The sequence below is a fragment of the Rhodococcus sp. WS3 genome (assembly GCF_003797085.1).
In the GTDB taxonomy this organism is placed as follows: Bacteria; Actinomycetota; Actinomycetes; order Mycobacteriales; family Mycobacteriaceae; genus Rhodococcus_F; species Rhodococcus_F globerula.
In genome coordinates this window covers 1,733,143-1,748,072 of record NZ_RKMA01000001.1, presented here as the reverse complement: position 1 = coordinate 1,748,072, position 14,930 = coordinate 1,733,143, and the positions used below count along the sequence as shown (strand labels likewise).

Here is a 14,930-nt window from a genome sequence, read left to right as displayed (position 1 = left end):
CTGCGCCGTACAGCGAATCACGACAAGCAACCGAATCGTTGCGGGGACTAGAGGGGCAGGTGAGTGCGAACGACGGCGGTCGTCAGGTAAGTGGCTTACCGCCGGTAACTCCGATGACTTCACCTGTGGTGTAACTGGATTCGCCGGACGCGAGGAACACGTAGGCCGGTGCGAGTTCGGCCGGCTGGCCGGCTCGCCCGAGCGGTACGTCGTCCCCGAATGTCTCGAACTTCTCCTTGGGCATCGTGGCCGGAATCAACGGGGTCCAGATCGGCCCTGGAGCAACGGCATTGACTCTGATCCCTTTCTTGGCGACGTCGGCGGCCAGTCCTTTCGTGAAGTCGATGATGCCGGCTTTGGTGGTGGCGTAGTCAAGGAGCTCAGGCGAGGGAGCGGCGCCTTGGATGGATGATGTATTGACGATCGTTGATCCTGGCTTCATCACGGCAATCGCATTTTTGCAAAGCCAGAAGAGTGCGTAGAGGTTCGTTTTCATCACGCGATCGAATTGTTCGGTCGTGATGTCGGCGATCCCGCCGAGCTGCACCATCTGAAAGGCCGCATTGTTCACCAGGATATCGAGGCCGCCGAGTTCGCGGACGGCAGTCTCCACAAGTGCAGCGCAGTGCTCTTCGGATCGGAGATCGCCTGGGACTCCCACCGCTTTCCGGCCCGCCCGCTCGACCCAGTGGGCTGTTTCCTGCGCATCTGCTTCTTCCTGGTCGAGATAACTCAGCACCACATCTGCACCTTCACGAGCGAAGGCGATCGCTACTGCTCGCCCGATTCCGGAATCTGACCCCGTAATGATCGCGCGGCGCCCCTCGAGACGTCCGGTACCGCGGTAGGTGTGTTCGCCGTGGTCGGGGGTAGTGACCACCTCAGCCGTGAGGCCGGGGTGCGTTATCTCCGGCTGCCGGTCGCGTATCGGCGCGGGATATTGAGTGGTGGGATCCTGCATTGCGTACTGGTCAGGCATGTTGAACCTCCGCGTGCTTTCCGGTTAATCAGGCTCTGGATCGAGAGCCCTGCCTTTCGTCGATGTCGTCGGATGGTCGTTCGCCCGTCATGCATTGACGGCGAGGTCGTGTTCGGTGTCGGTGAGATCGCGGACGGTGCCATTGGCCGCAGAATCTGTGAGCGTAGTGAGAAATGAGTGGGCCCACCTGTGGACGTCGTGGGACATGACTTGACGGTGCAGGGCGGACATGCGGCGTCGTCCTGATTCTGCATCTTGGTGGAGCGCCGTCATGATCATATTCTTCACACCGTCGAGATCATGAGGGTTTACCATGTAGGATTGCCGCAATTCCATTGCAGCGCCGGTGAACTCACTCAAAACGAGTGCACCGCCAAGGTCGCCGCGGCAGGCTACGTACTCCTTGGCAACCAAGTTCATTCCGTCGCGTTTCGGCGTGACAAGCATGACGTCGGCAGCCACGAACAATGCGATCAGCTCGTCTCGTGAGACCGGTTGATACAGATAGTGCACGATCGGGTGACCGATCTGAGCATGGTCACCGTTGATATGCCCCACGTGTTCCTCGATGACACCGCGGAGATCGATGTAATGCTGCACGCGTTCGCGACTGGGGGTGGCCAGTTGCACCATGACCGTGTGCTCGGCATCGAGACGTCCTTCGTCGAGTAGTTCTTTGATCGCTTCGAGTCGAAGGTCGATGCCTTTGGTGTAGTCCAGCCGGTCCACGCCGAGAAGGATTTTGTCGGGGTTTCCGAGTTCCCGCCGGAGCTCGATGGCGCGAGCAACAATCGTGTCTTCCTTGGCTGCGGCTTCGAGTTCGTGTGAATCCACGGAGATGGGGAAGGCGCCTATATTGACGATTCGATCGTCTGTGTGGACCTGTCCCAGAACGCTCCCTACTTCCGTTCGGGTGGTCTCCAATTCGAGAAGTCGGTGTGCGAGAAAAAGGAAGTTGTTGGCGCCGCCGGGTAGATGAAAACCGATGAGGTCGGCACCGAGCATGCCTTCGATAATTTCTCGGCGCCACGGCAGCTGCATGAACAGTTCGACTGGTGGAAAGGGGATGTGCAGGAAGAACCCGATCTCGAGATCGGGGCGCAATTCGCGCAGTATCTTCGGTACGAGTTGCAGCTGATAATCCTGTATCCAGACCGTCGCTCCGGGAGCGGCGCATCGCGCAGCTTCCTCGGCAAATCTGCGGTTGACTGCAGAGTACGAACCCCACCAGTCTCGATCGTAGGTAGGCGGTACCAACACGTCGTGATACAGAGGCCAAAGGGTGTCATTCGAGAAACCTTCGTAGTATTCCGCAACCTCCTGCGACGACAACGAGACTGGGTACAGCGCCAAGCCGTCTTCCGTGAAGTGCTCGACGTGTTCGTCCGGCACTCCGGGCCAGCCCACCCACGCACCACTTTTTGCTCGCAAAATCGGTTCCAAAGCCGTCACCAAACCGCCAGGACTTCGTCTCCATGATGTGGTGCCGTCGGGACGGCGTTCCAAATCGACAGGTAGGCGGTTGGCGACCACGACGAAGTCCGCGTGGCCCTCGCCATTTTGGCGAATGTTGTTCATGAGGAGGTTCTTTCCGTTGCGGAAGCGGATACGAAAGCTCCAGCTTCCGATAGGGAGCTGAAGACATCGATCCTGGTATCGAATTCCATCAGTTCGAGTAACCGTATGGTCCTGTGATCGGTTGCGAGCGCCCAGGTGATGCCGAGTCTGTTCACGCGCGCTGCCAGAGCGCTCAGGATGGACAGTTCAGCAGTGCTGCGAAAGTGGCAGTTGGTGCAGTCGATGACAAAGGGGCGTCCTTCATCGCTGATGTCTTGCAGGTGAGCGCCTAACGAAGCCAGAGACGTTGCGTCGATTTCGCCGCGAACACAGAGGGCGGTGACCCCGTTGATCTCGGACAAACTGGCAAACAACACGTCAGAGGGGTATGCCGGGTCATGTGAATTTCCAAGCGCACCGGCAAGGCTTGTCAGCTCTGGGCGATGCGTAGCATCAGCTCGATCGTCCGAGGCTCGGCTTGCGGTGTCGCGCCCGCCATCGTGTCCGGATGAATTGTCTGTGGTTGTCATGCTGCCCCCGAGGTGAGAGTGTGTCACCGCATTCGTGTGCATTTCACCCCTGCGGTGGCATCGACGCTTCAGTTCTGTTCACTCTTCTCTTGCCATTCTTCGACGGGAACGCCGAGATGGTCGGCTAGACGGTTCATCGTTGCGGCAATCTGCTCCTCCGTGACCCTTGGGAATTGCGCCGCTTGGCGAAACTCCGCGTCCTTGACGCCGGACCAGTCGTATACCTGGGTGAGGCCGGTACTGCCTTCCGATACGACGTCGAGCCGCCACGACCAACGCGTGCCGCGAGGCTCCATGCCTTGGCGGTTCGGAATCCAGCCGATCTCTTCGTTGACTCGGTATACGAATACGGTGTTCTCCATGACGTACTCACCGAGTGCCGGTTGATACATCTGCATCGTGAACGTGTCGCCGACACCGTTCAGCGGCTTCGGATCGATTGCTCCTCTGAGCATGTCGGAGCCATCGATCGTTGCCTGTACCTCGGGGTTCGCCAGCGCGGCGAATATAGACGAGGTGGGTGCGCCGATGACGCGCCGGACGATGAGTTCGTCGGGCATGTGGGACTCGCTTTCATTGATAGACAAAGGTTTTCGTGCTCTATCGCCAGCCGAGGCGTACGGCTCCCTCGTGAAGTGGGTGCCGATTTTTTCGCGGTCGTGTCCTCCAGCTTCCCGCCACCCGCACGCGTCGTCTTTCTGTCTGTCTGTCAACTACCAAAATCTATACCAGCACGCATAGATAATTGGCAATACTGCGATCGTAAATGACCATCTGAACTGGCCTCGGAACGCCGAACTGGGCGGAAAATGTCGACTGGAACGCCCAGTGACGGCTCGACTGCCCAACTTCTTCGCACAAAATCTGTATTGTGGCGGTTAGATTTACTGTGCGCGACGAACCGAGCGGTCGACGACGAGAGCCTGGCGAGTACGTAGTCGGATCGAACTCTTTCGTTGATCGCTGTGGTGAATTACGAATCTATATCGGGAGGCTTGAAACATGTTGGTACGCAGAATCGCTCGTCCGTTGCTCTCTACGTTTTTCATCGCAGGAGGAATCGATGCGCTGCGTGATCCTGCCCAGCGAGCAGTTCAAGCGGCGCCATTGATCGACAAATGTGTCGCGACGTTACCCGAAGCGGTCAAGCAGAAGATCCCTGCTGATCCGGAAACGCTCGTCAAGATCAACTCTGCAATCCAGATCGGAGGTGGTGTGTTGCTGGCCAGCGGCAAAGCGCCCCGCCTTGCGTCGATAGCCCTCGCTGGCAGCCTGGTGCCCACCACGCTCGTCGGTCACGATTTTTGGAACGAGACCGATCCCTCGGTGCGCGCGATGCAGCGTACGCAGTTTCTCAAGAATGTCAGCTTGCTCGGTGGGTTGATAATCGCGTCCGTCGACACCGAAGGAAAACCATCTCTGGGGTGGCGCGGACGTCGCGCCGCAAAAAAAGCGCGGGCATCGGTTTCCGCCGCACTTCCGCTGGTCGCGGCGCAGGGCCATAACGCTGGTTCTCGTGTCGAACATGCAATGGCTGTGGCATCGGAGCGTGGCTCCGAACTCGGCGACACTGCCAAAGCGCACGGTACGGATTGGATCGAACTGGCCAAGGAACGGGGTTCGGGGATTGCGGAGATCGCAAGCAAACGAGCAGCGGAACTTGGCGAAGCTACAAAGGAGCGTGGGCCGGATCTCTTGGAGGTCGCGCAGAAGCGTGGCTCCGAACTGGCAGAGATGGCGCGCGAGCGAGGCTCCGAACTCGCCGATTCGGCTTTGGAGCGTGGCACCGAACTCGCCGAGACCGCGCGCGAGCGTCGGGCTGAACTGGCAGACTTGACGCGCAAACACAGTGCCGAGATCGCAGAACTTGCACGCGCGAAGAGCAACGACTGGGCCGAGGTTGTATCCGAACAAACCGAGGTGCAGGGAAAGCGCGCACGTAAACGTGCGGAGGCAGCACTCGAAAAGGTTCGCGCCAAGAAGGACGAATTGGCACACTGAATATGTTGAAGAATAGGTCAGGCCACCTTCGGCCGGCCTGACCTATTCAGGGTGCATGTGGCGGTCAGTGTGCGAATGCCTTCCTCGCAGGTCGGTCGGCTGCGCTGTTCCTGAGTTGTTGGACGACTTCGTTGATCGCGGTTACCAGTTTGTATGCGAGGTCTTGACTGAAGCCTTCGCGTAACACGATGCGCAGGACGGCGACATCTTCGGCATCTGCGGGCATCGTGTACGCGGGAACTTGGAAGCCGCGTGCTCGCAGTTCGTGAGAGATGTCGAAGACGGTGAAGCCCGGGTCGTCGACGACTTCGAAGGACAAGACCGGGATGGCGGTGCCGTCGGTGATGATGTGCATGTTGTCTATTTTCGAGATCGCCGCGGACAGCATCAGTGCGGTATCGCGTAGAGATTCCATGATCTGGGTGTAACCAGCTACTCCGAGGCGGATGAAGTTGTAATACTGCCCGACGACCTGATTACCTGATCGGGAGAAGTTCAGGGTGAAGGTCGGCATGTCTCCGCCAAGGTAGTTGACGCGGAACACCAGATCTTCGGGTAGATATTCCTTCGAGCGCCAGACCACGAACCCGATGCCCGGATAGGTCATGCCGTACTTGTGGCCGCTGACGTTGATCGATACAACACGTGGAATCTTGAAGTCCCACTTCAGTTCCGGGTGCAGGAACGGGACCACGAAGCCGCCACTTGCCGCGTCGACATGCAGCGGTACGTCTGGGCCGCCGTTGGCCGCGATGTCGTCGAGTGCTGCGGCGATCTCGGCAACGGGTTCGAGTTCGCCGGTAAACGTGGTGCCGAGAATCGCGACCACACCGATGGTGTTCTCGTCGACAGCGTCGCGGACCTGTTCGGGGGTGATCACGTAGCGGCCCTTGGCCATTGGCAGGTATTTCGGTTCGACGTCGAAGTAGCGGCAGAATTTTTCCCACACGACCTGGACGTTGCTACCGAGGATGAGATTCGGTTTCGTAGCGTCTTTGCCTTCCTGCTCGCGGCGTTGGCGCCACCGCCACTTGAGGGCGAGTCCACCGAGCATGACGGCCTCGGAGGAGCCGACCGTGGAGACCCCGGTCGCGGAGGCAGGGTCGGATGTCAGTCCTTCTGCGTGGAAGAGGTCGGCAACCATGTTGACGCAACGAGTTTCGATTTCCGCCGTTGCTGGATACTCGTCCTTGTCGATCATGTTCTTGTCGAACGTTTCAGCCATCAGACGATCAGCCTGAGGGTCCATCCACGTGGTGACAAAAGTGGCGAGATTCAGTCGTGAACTACCGTCGAGCATCAACTCGTCGTGGATGAACCGGTATGTCGCTTCGGGATCGGATTCGGCTTTGGGTAGTCGTAGCGCGGGAATCGGATCCGTGCCGAGCCTGCCGGTGTACGCAGGTGCGAGGGTTTCGGTGGGAGCTGCAAAAATATCTGACATCTTTCTCCTCCAATAGTCGAACGAGCGATTGCGGATCAGTCGGACAGTCCAGAATCGAGTCGGAAGTTGTAGCGCCGCAGCGCTCTACACTTCGATCGACGGGTACAGACGTTCCATCGTGTAGCGGCGATTGCGGCGTACCGAGAGTGCGCTGATGCTCATCGATACGAGCAGAATGCCGGAAAGGACGGCGATTGCTGTCCAGAGTCGCGAATCGACGTGTTCGGCGGTGATGAGTTGCCGGAGTCCGTTGACGGTATACGTCATCGGGTCGAACGGATGGATGTATTGAAATGGCGTAGCTGTCGTCGGTACCGGATAGATTCCGCCGGCGGAGACCAACTGCAGCATCAGGAAGGCCAAGGTCACCACTCGGCCGACTGCAACTCCGAAGAGAGCATTGAACATCTGAATCATCGCCAGATAGGTCGCCGAGACCAGCATCAGGAACAGGATCGTTCCGGGAACGTGTTTGACGTCCAGGCCCACTCCGATGTGTACCACTGCGTACATCGTGATCACTTGGAGGATACCGATGAGCAGCGCCGGCCAGTACGAGGCCAGAACTGTTCGATACAGGCCAAGATTGCTGATAGTTGCGCGGGATTGTAACGGGGTCAACAACATCCAGGTGATAATGCAGCCGACGAACAGGGCCAACGACAGGAAGAAGGGTGCGAATCCCGTACCGAACGTTGGCGCCTCGTTCGTGTAGTCCTGCTTGAGTGCGACTGGAGTGGACAGGGTGTCCGCGGTAGCTGTGCGTTGATCGTCAGTCCAACTCGGTACCTGCCCGGCGCCCTTTGCGAGTGCGTCGGCCAGTTCATCCGAGCCCGATTGCAGTTCCACCATTCCCGAAGCGAGCTGATCGGCTCCGCTCGCGAGCGCGATACTGCCATCGGTCAACTGGATCAGTCCGGAGTTCAGAGTCGTGGCTCCGGAACTGAGCTGGTCGGCGCCGTCGCGTAGTTGCCGCACGTCTGAAGCCAGTCCACCGTTTTGCAGGAGTGCGAGTCCGGATTGCAGGGGACTGGTTGGATCCGTCAACTGGTATTCGAGTGCGCGTGCGTCTTCGCTGAGCCGACTGATTTCCGCTTGTAGTGCGGCAGTGTCACTTTGGGGTTGTGCTGCGGTGAATGGGGTGAGTGCTGCAACGGCCTGTTGGGCGAGAGGGTCGCTGCTGGGCCCGAGAAGGTCGACAACTCGCTGCAGCACGGGGGAGATGGTCACTTGCGGCGGCTGGGGGAGGCGATCGCCGAGAGCAGTGAGGGACTGCCTCAGCTGTGCCGCTTGGGCTCCGAGGTCGGGCACGTTGCTGGAGTCGAGGGCGTTGAGCAATGGATCCGCGACACCGTCGATCGCCGTGGCGAGTTGCCCGGCGCCTGCTGCGAGCTGCGCAGACCCATCGCGTGCGGTGACCATGTTCGTGGAGAGCTCATCGGCACCGGAGCTGAGTTGATCCGCTCCGGCCTTGGCTGTGTCGATACCGTTCGCGAGGGTCTTTGCTCCGTCGGCAGCCTGGCCCAGGCCCGAACCGGCGGTCTGCAGACCTGTCAGGACCTGGCCGACGCCTTGGGCGCCGATGGTCGAGTTGACCTGGTTGATGACCTGTTCGGAGGCGTCTTGACCGATGATGGTGGCCAGATAATTATTGGCATCGTTGAAGGTGAAGGTGAGATCGGCCTTCTCGGGGTTGTCACCGTTGGGTGATTCGACAGCGTCGCTGAAGTTCTCGGGCAAGGTGATCGTGAAATAGTACTTGCCACTGGAGAGCCCGGCTTGGGCTTCTTGATCCGAGACCTCCGCCAAATCAAGTTGTCCGGAGGCGATGAGCGATTTGACGACTTGATCGCCGGCGTCGACTTGTTGTCCTGTCGATGTTCGTCCCGAGTCGTTGTTGACAATCGCCGCGGGGATTTTGTTCACCTCGCCGAAGGGGTTCCAGAAGGCCCACAAGTACATCGCGCCGTACAGCAGCGGCAACAAGATGATGGTGACGATCGCGATTCGTGGCAGGGTGCCGCGGGAATAGCGTTTGACATCGCTGCCCAGAGATATACCTGCGAGCATCAGTCACCTTCCTTCGGTCATAACGCCGATATCGCCGGCTCCGAGCAATCCGTGCATGTTCACCACGGCGTGGACGCCGGTATCAGGCGGGAGTGCGTTGACATCTGCAGTGATCACCGACTGGTGCTCGCCGAGTGCAACAAGCCGTTGCAGCAAGGCGGCTCTCTCGAGGTCGTCGGCGATTTTGTCGATGCGCCCGACAACGAGCAATGGCGGGCGTTTGGTGTTCGCGACGGCGATCCGCAACAACAATTGTTGGATTTCGGGAAGGTCGTCGACGAAGGCATTGAGCGGGGGTAATTCGATGTCACCGAACGTGTCTGCGCACATGTTCGCGACTTCCACCTCGCTCGCGCGGGGAACGATTTTGTACCACGGAGAATTCCATCGCAGTTGTTCGGTCACCATGTCACGTACGGTCACCGACGGTCGGACGTCGTCGAGTTCGTTCAGACATGCGATCGCCGAGATGGCCAAGATTCTTGTCGGATTGTCGTAGCCGAGTACGGCTAATGTCCCCGCGGACAATCGCATTCGTCCGCACAGTGTCATCAGCAAGGCGGTTCGCGCGGCGCCGGCCTGCGCAGCCAGCACCGTCACACCGCCTGCGTCGATATCCATATCGAGTGGACCGAACACGTGGCCCCACGGTCCGTGTAATTCGATGCCCCGAGCGGAGACCAATGTCCCCGCCGCTGCTTCGGCGGGTAATTGCCAACTCTCTGAACTGGTTTCAACCAATTTGAGGCCTCCCGACCTTGGTGCGGCACGGCGGCGCGGAGCTACGCGAGAGGTCCCCGGTGGGTTCTTCTCGTGGAGGATCACGCATCGACGAGAGATGTCACAAAGTGTCTTTCACTACCTGGCCGTTCTTGACGATGACCCTTAGGCTCTTGCCTGGATCTGCGAGCAGGTTGAGGTCCTCGAGTGGATTTCCGTCGACGAGTAGGACATCCGCCCACGCGCCCTCGGTGATCACTCCGAGTGGTGCCTGCCTGTAGGGATCCCGCTCGCCGGCGAGCCGGAAGAGTTCGGCATTTCCGGAGGTGAGCATCCGAAGGGCGTCGACATTGCTGTAATGGTCGCCGAGTCGGGCGGCCATCTCGCTCTGCCGGGGCGCGATCTGCGGTTCGAGCAAAAGATCTGTGCCCCAGGCTGTTTTGACGCCGTGTTTGCGGGCCCAGCTGTATACGTCATCGGTACCGGTGCAGATCTCGCGGTCCTTTTCTGCACGGCTAGGGTCGGGGTAGTGATGATCGCCCAAGGCGAAGGGCTGCATCGAAAGCCAAATGTCCTTCTCGGCCATCAGAGCGATCGTCGCCTCGTCGGCGAGATGGCCGTGTTCGATGGACTTCACGCCGGCATCGATCGCGCGGCGAATGCCGGTGACGTTGTAGACATGGGTAGCGACGTAGGTTCCGTAGTCGGTGGCGGCATTCACCGCTGCACGAAGTTCGGGATCGGTGAACTGGACTGTGTAGAGAGGGTCGTACATCGACGCTGCGCCGCCGCCGACCATCATCTTGATTTGTGAGGCACCCTTTTTGAGTTGTTCGCGAACTGCGGCCAATACCCGCTCCGGACCGTCTGCGACGCGCATGAAGCCGATTTCTTCGGCCCGACTTTGCTTTCCGCCCAAAGCGGTGGGGCATTCGTAGACGAATCCGAAGTCGCCGTGCCCGCTGGTCTGCGAAATAGCGGCCTGGGAGGGATAGATTCGAGGCCCCTCGAACAGTCCCCGGTCGATCACCGATTTGATGCTGCTGGTGTCGCCGGCCATGTCCCGGACCGTGGTGAACCCGCGGTGGAGCATGTTCTTTGCCTCGGCGAGGCCATTGAGCGCGATATGCGCTTCGCTGCCCATCACCATATCCATGTATGAATTGGCGTTGCCGACCAGATGCACGTGAGCGTCGCTCATACCCGGCATCAAGACTCGATTTCCACCGTCGATGACGGTGGTCTCTCGGCTCGGGTCGTCTCCGATCGGGGATTGCGAGACTCCCGCAATCGTCTCTCCGTCAATCAGCACGTCACCCGAAACTACCGTCGCAGCGACGCCGTCGAAGATACGAACATTGCGGAACAGTAAACGATGTCCAGCTTTTGAAGGGGCTGTCATAACTCGCACGCTAACAGTGAAATTCGGACATTGAGGGCAAATAACGAAAAATCACCCTATTGATTCGGTAACGATCAGACCTGGCGAACCGATCCGGAGATGCCGTCGTAGACGGGGGGTATGCGCAAAATCTCGGATCCTCGAAATAATATGTCGGAGTTGAACTACACTGCGGCGCATGCTGATTCACCCGACATTACGGATGCAGTCCTGGGGCTTCGTGATCGGATCGACTCTCTTCGCGCTCGGTTCGGCACCCTTCCTTTCGTCGCTCTTCGGTGCCGCCCTCGCGAACGTTTTCTTTTTCGCCGGGTCCTGGTTTTTCACCGGCGCCGCGTTTATCCAGTTGATACTCAGTGGATCGGCCACTACTTCCGACTCCGGTAAGCCTGCAATCCGTGCCGTGTGGTTATCGGCAGCAGTGCAGCTTCTCGGCACGATACTGTTCAACATCAGTACCGGTTCAGCTCTGCACGACCTCAACGTGCAAGGAGAAATGCACCTCGTCTGGAATCCCAACGCGGAGGGCTCTATCGCATTCCTCGTTTCGAGCGGTCTTGCTGTGCTTATCCTGTGGCGCGCGAAGACGTACTGGGCGCCGCGATCGACGGAATGGCAAAGCGTCTGGCTCAACACATTCGGATCCATTGCTTTCGGCGTATCTGCCGTCGGATCGTTCATACTCCGTGACGGAAATACACTTGATCCCAATATGGCCAATATCGGCACCTTCGTCGGTGCGTTGTTCTTCCTGTTCGCCTCCGCGGTATTCCTGGGAAAAAGCACCCGGCCAGTGTCGGCAATGGCAGAAGCGGTCTGAGTGCACCAGTTTCATCATCGTGAGGAAACAGCGGTGCGTACGTGAGGAATCGTGAGACACGATCGAGCAATGTTTATCGCGCGATATAGTCGCGCGAATACCGGCGGTTATGTGCGCTGCCCATATCTTGCAAGCGCATATAACCACCGATAATTCGGGTACCGATCAGGACGGAAGGGCGAGGAACTTCAAAGGTGCGGTCTCATCGAAGCGGCCGGTGACATTTCCGGCCAGCCCACCTTCGAGAGCGGTGTCCCCGATCAGGTCGAGCTTGCCGGCGGGAGAGCCCTCCTCGAAGTTCAATTCACTCAATTCGACCCAGACGACATTGGGTCGAGTTGTCGACTCGAAGACGTATCGCTTGTTGGTGAGGTCGGAGACGGTCTGCCAAATCGTCTGCGACGCGTTCGGCTTGTCGGGATCAGGGATGCGGAACGGTTGCGCGGTGTTACGGATGACGCTGAACATGCCGGCGATTGCCTCGAGTTCGGTCTTGGGTTCGGGAAGGCGTCCGACGTAATACGCTGCGCGCGCGAACCTATCGGAGGCCACTGTGGTTCCGGGAAGTGGCCTGTCTCCACCGAACCCTTGGACCTGCTTCAATAGTTCGATCTGCTTGTCGTAGGTGGGGGAGTTGGTCATCACGCGGTAGTCACGGCTGTGCCACACGTTGGGCTTTCCGTCGATGTACTCGATGACTACGGAGTCGCCGTTCCCATCGTCCAACGCGAGGTGCACCGCGGGTACTTCACCGGTGCTCGGGTCTCCCAGTGGGACGACTTGGACACTGGTGTCCTCGATCCAGGCCACTGCTTCGTCGACGGTTGCGAAGTTGTCGAGGAAGTACTGCATCCAGACCGCCATGCTCAAGGCGGGTTTGCTTTTGTCGTGCTCGCCGTACGTTGATTCGGAGAGCCAGAGGATATGCCCGGCGAGGCCGACTTCGTTCATCCCGTCGACGGTCATCATGTCGTACGCGCCTGCCACGACGCTGCCGTATCGGGCTACCCAGGACAGTTGGCCGCCGACGCCGTCGTCTCGTTTGATCCCCCGAGGCATAACCCACAGGTTCGTGGCGGTATCCCGGTGGTAGTCCATGTTTCGACCGACGAGAACCGCTCCGCCGGGTTCATTCCAGATGACGCGAGTGCACATACTTTCACCTTTCCAGGATCAGATGTGGGACGAATCAACTGCTCAGGCAATGGTTATTGGAATGCCCTCCGATTATGGCGCACGAGGTCCGCAACTCGGCAGGCGAGCGCACGATTCATCTGCGTTATCGGTGGATAGTCCGTAGTCGCTGTGAACAATCGAGTCCAATGACCAGCAGCGCGAATTACCCCGCCGGTCTTCATGAGGTATCTGCTTTTCACCTCCGTGTACAGGCGCCTCGCTGCCGTTTTCGACGTATGTCGCGGATCAACGCGTTCCAAGAATTGCCGTCTGACAAAGGGTCTGAAAGAAGATGTGTGCAGGCAACTCTCCTTTGTTTTGTATCACGAGTCACGTGTTTGCATGGGCATACGGCACATTGGCTAGGGGTGAAATCGTGGGTGAATTTCGCGATTTAGTGCGTGATGTACACGCATGATGTGTCAGGCGAACGGCACCTGCCGCATGTAGCAAGTGGTCGATCGGCCGGCCGGACAAAGGCAGTGACAAGGAGGGTGGTTAGTCTAAGAATTCGCCCTAATCGACCATCGCGCTGCGTCTCACGTGTTAGATTTCGATTGTTCCAATCTTTGTCGTAGCGCCCGCCGAGTCCGGCTCGGATTTCTCGGGCAAGTTTTTGTGACTGTGCCGACCAGCCGTCCTCGTAGACACGGATGTCTGGATCAATTCCTCAATGGTCGGCGAACCGTAACCGCGGGCAGTCTCACGCACGCGAAGTTTCCCGCTCGGAAAGCACGCATCCTCGCAGACCGATTACTCACCGACTGCGGCGACGAAAGGTAGCTCCCATGAGTTCAGGCGCCCAGATCGACTCCGCCCCATCGTTACTCACCCGCGTAACATCCTCGCTGCGGTGTTGGTGGTTCTGACCCTGATCTTCATCTTCCAGAACCGGAGCGAAACCACGATCAAACTGTTCTGGGTATCCGTGCAGTCACCGCTCTGGCTCACCCTCGTCGTGATCCTCCTACTCGGCTGGATCGCCGGCCTTCTCACCCGCCGTAAAAAGCCAACCAACTGAATTCGCAAACGAATAGCTGTCGGTGGCCGGGATCGGCTGTCGCGGAAAGGTCTTCATAGTTCAGGTGCGTAGCAGAAGAATATCGGCAAACACTGGTTCTCTCGAAATCTACAGAAGGTGAAACGATGTGTACCAGAGTAATTTGGCCTGATGCTGCAGGGGCAGTTCTCGTCGGCCGCAACATGGATTATCACCGCGACACCGGGACAAATCTGTGGTTGCTTCCCCAGGGGATTGAACGCAACGACGGCGTCGGCGGTTCCCTTAGTTGGACAGCCGAATACGGCAGCGTCGTGGCCGGCGCATTCGACATGATGTCGGTGGACGGTATGAACGAGGCTGGACTGGCGGGCCATATCTTGTGGCTCGCGGAATCGGATTACGGTAGTCGTGACACATCGAGGCCAGGTCTGAGCATGGCGATCTGGCTGCAGTACTTCCTGGACAACTTTGCCACTGTTGCGGATGCCGCCGCCTGGATCGTCGATTCCGATGTCCAGGTTGTACCGCTGGGCGATCCGGCGACTGGCGAGGTGCCCGCCGTTCACCTTGCGTTGGACGACGCGACCGGCGATTCGGCGATCATCGAGTACCTCGACGGCAAGGCGACCGTCTGGCACGACCGTGACTACCTCGTGATGACCAATTCCCCGTCCTTCGACAAGCAAATCGAACTTCTCAAAGAGGTCGACGGGTTCGGTGGCACCAAGCCGCTGCCGGGGACCACGCTTGCGGCCGACCGGTTCGCTCGCGCTGCATATTACGTGGGCCGGCTGCCTGAGCCGAAGAGCGAGGTCGAGGCGGTGGCGGGAATGTTCAGCGTCATCCGCAATGCTGCGCAACCCTTCAGGATTCCTGATCCCGACAAACCCTATGCCTCGCAGACGATTTGGCAGACCGTCTCCGATTTGACCAACAAGCGGTACGTCTTCGACTCGACCACGCGACCCAATGTCGTGTGGGTGGACTTCGACAAGCTGGACTTCAACGAGGGCGCGCCGGCGGGCAAGGTCGACCTGATGGGCGACACGTCCCTCGAAGGCGGACTCGCCGGTAACGTCTCTCGCCGCTTCGAGGAAACGCCGCCAATGCAATTTCTGACTCTGCCGGCCTGATCGACAGCAGCAGGCTCACGGCGAGAGGGAGAGGCCACCCTGCGTCGGTGGTCACTCTCGCCGCCGCACCATCGCCGATCCCCGAGAGGTGTACG

Annotated in this window: 13 protein-coding genes; 4 read left to right on the top strand and 9 right to left on the bottom strand. The window is 59.0% G+C overall.

The features are described from left to right. Positions 1 to 82: 82 nt before the first annotated feature. The 4 genes from EEB13_RS07930 to EEB13_RS07915 all read right to left on the bottom strand — a co-directional run bounded on the left by EEB13_RS07930 (position 83) and on the right by EEB13_RS07915 (position 3,626). Positions 83 to 979, bottom strand: a complete 897-nt coding sequence (locus tag EEB13_RS07930) for an SDR family oxidoreductase (RefSeq protein WP_141484997.1) — start codon at positions 977 to 979, stop codon at positions 83 to 85. A gap of 87 nt (positions 980 to 1,066) precedes the next feature. Next, positions 1,067 to 2,557 (bottom strand): trehalose-6-phosphate synthase, encoded by a 1,491-nt coding sequence (locus EEB13_RS07925; RefSeq protein WP_141484996.1) that lies wholly within the window; start codon positions 2,555 to 2,557, stop codon positions 1,067 to 1,069. Beyond that, the gene (locus EEB13_RS31460; RefSeq protein WP_033231605.1) at positions 2,554 to 2,913 is read right to left on the bottom strand and encodes an STAS domain-containing protein; all 360 of its coding nucleotides are present in this window, start codon (positions 2,911 to 2,913) and stop codon (positions 2,554 to 2,556) included. Before EEB13_RS31460 ends, EEB13_RS07925 begins: the two co-directional genes overlap by 4 nt. Positions 2,914 to 3,134: 221 nt before the next feature. Further along, positions 3,135 to 3,626 carry a hypothetical protein gene (locus tag EEB13_RS07915; protein ID WP_045064420.1) on the bottom strand — a complete coding sequence of 164 codons (492 nt, stop codon included), beginning with the start codon at positions 3,624 to 3,626 and terminating at the stop codon, positions 3,135 to 3,137. Positions 3,627 to 4,068: 442 nt separating this feature from the next. Here EEB13_RS07915 and EEB13_RS07910 point away from each other — a divergent pair, with 442 nt between their 5' ends. Continuing rightward, a complete protein-coding gene (locus tag EEB13_RS07910; RefSeq protein WP_141484995.1) occupies positions 4,069 to 5,067 on the top strand; it encodes a DoxX family protein in 999 nt (332 codons plus the stop codon). A gap of 64 nt (positions 5,068 to 5,131) precedes the next feature. On the opposite strand, the gene EEB13_RS07905 is transcribed toward EEB13_RS07910, so the two are convergent. From EEB13_RS07905 to EEB13_RS07890, 4 genes are all read right to left on the bottom strand, one after another. Continuing rightward, a complete protein-coding gene (locus EEB13_RS07905) occupies positions 5,132 to 6,511 on the bottom strand; it encodes a glutamate decarboxylase (protein ID WP_141484994.1) in 1,380 nt (459 codons plus the stop codon). Between the two features lie 84 nt (positions 6,512 to 6,595). Next, positions 6,596 to 8,581, bottom strand: coding sequence for a YhgE/Pip domain-containing protein (locus EEB13_RS07900; protein ID WP_095886953.1), 1,986 nt, complete (start codon positions 8,579 to 8,581; stop codon positions 6,596 to 6,598). Positions 8,582 to 8,584: 3 nt separating this feature from the next. Further along, the gene (locus EEB13_RS07895; RefSeq protein ID WP_230589996.1) at positions 8,585 to 9,322 is read right to left on the bottom strand and encodes a hypothetical protein; all 738 of its coding nucleotides are present in this window, start codon (positions 9,320 to 9,322) and stop codon (positions 8,585 to 8,587) included. A gap of 100 nt (positions 9,323 to 9,422) precedes the next feature. Further along, positions 9,423 to 10,703, bottom strand: a complete 1,281-nt coding sequence (locus EEB13_RS07890; protein ID WP_045064413.1) for a metal-dependent hydrolase family protein — start codon at positions 10,701 to 10,703, stop codon at positions 9,423 to 9,425. Positions 10,704 to 10,881: 178 nt separating this feature from the next. Between EEB13_RS07890 and EEB13_RS07885 the strand changes: the two genes are divergently transcribed. Continuing rightward, positions 10,882 to 11,523 (top strand): hypothetical protein, encoded by a 642-nt coding sequence (locus tag EEB13_RS07885; protein ID WP_033231599.1) that lies wholly within the window; start codon positions 10,882 to 10,884, stop codon positions 11,521 to 11,523. A gap of 165 nt (positions 11,524 to 11,688) precedes the next feature. On the opposite strand, the gene EEB13_RS07880 is transcribed toward EEB13_RS07885, so the two are convergent. Next, the gene (locus EEB13_RS07880; RefSeq protein WP_141484993.1) at positions 11,689 to 12,678 is read right to left on the bottom strand and encodes a linear amide C-N hydrolase; all 990 of its coding nucleotides are present in this window, start codon (positions 12,676 to 12,678) and stop codon (positions 11,689 to 11,691) included. An 874-nt stretch (positions 12,679 to 13,552) separates the two neighbouring features. On the opposite strand from EEB13_RS07880, the gene EEB13_RS07875 reads away from it, so the two are divergent. Together EEB13_RS07875 and EEB13_RS07870 are read left to right on the top strand one after the other, a co-directional pair. Further along, complete coding sequence (locus EEB13_RS07875; RefSeq protein ID WP_230589995.1) at positions 13,553 to 13,720, top strand: DUF1049 domain-containing protein; 168 nt, start codon at positions 13,553 to 13,555, stop codon at positions 13,718 to 13,720. Between the two features lie 125 nt (positions 13,721 to 13,845). Beyond that, on the top strand, positions 13,846 to 14,835 hold the full coding sequence (locus EEB13_RS07870; protein ID WP_141484992.1) for a linear amide C-N hydrolase: 990 nt from the start codon (positions 13,846 to 13,848) through the stop codon (positions 14,833 to 14,835). The last annotated feature ends 95 nt before the right edge of the window (positions 14,836 to 14,930 follow it).

Coding starts and splice junctions, on each gene's coding strand:
- EEB13_RS07930 (WP_141484997.1), bottom strand. CDS start 979: ATGCCTGACCAGTACGCAATGCAGGATCCCACCACTCAATATCCCGCG.
- EEB13_RS07925 (WP_141484996.1), bottom strand. CDS start 2,557: ATGAACAACATTCGCCAAAATGGCGAGGGCCACGCGGACTTCGTCGTG.
- EEB13_RS07915 (WP_045064420.1), bottom strand. CDS start 3,626: ATGCCCGACGAACTCATCGTCCGGCGCGTCATCGGCGCACCCACCTCG.
- EEB13_RS07910 (WP_141484995.1), top strand. CDS start 4,069: ATGTTGGTACGCAGAATCGCTCGTCCGTTGCTCTCTACGTTTTTCATC.
- EEB13_RS07905 (WP_141484994.1), bottom strand. CDS start 6,511: ATGTCAGATATTTTTGCAGCTCCCACCGAAACCCTCGCACCTGCGTAC.
- EEB13_RS07900 (WP_095886953.1), bottom strand. CDS start 8,581: ATGCTCGCAGGTATATCTCTGGGCAGCGATGTCAAACGCTATTCCCGC.
- EEB13_RS07890 (WP_045064413.1), bottom strand. CDS start 10,703: ATGACAGCCCCTTCAAAAGCTGGACATCGTTTACTGTTCCGCAATGTT.
- EEB13_RS07885 (WP_033231599.1), top strand. CDS start 10,882: ATGCTGATTCACCCGACATTACGGATGCAGTCCTGGGGCTTCGTGATC.
- EEB13_RS07880 (WP_141484993.1), bottom strand. CDS start 12,678: ATGTGCACTCGCGTCATCTGGAATGAACCCGGCGGAGCGGTTCTCGTC.
- EEB13_RS07870 (WP_141484992.1), top strand. CDS start 13,846: ATGTGTACCAGAGTAATTTGGCCTGATGCTGCAGGGGCAGTTCTCGTC.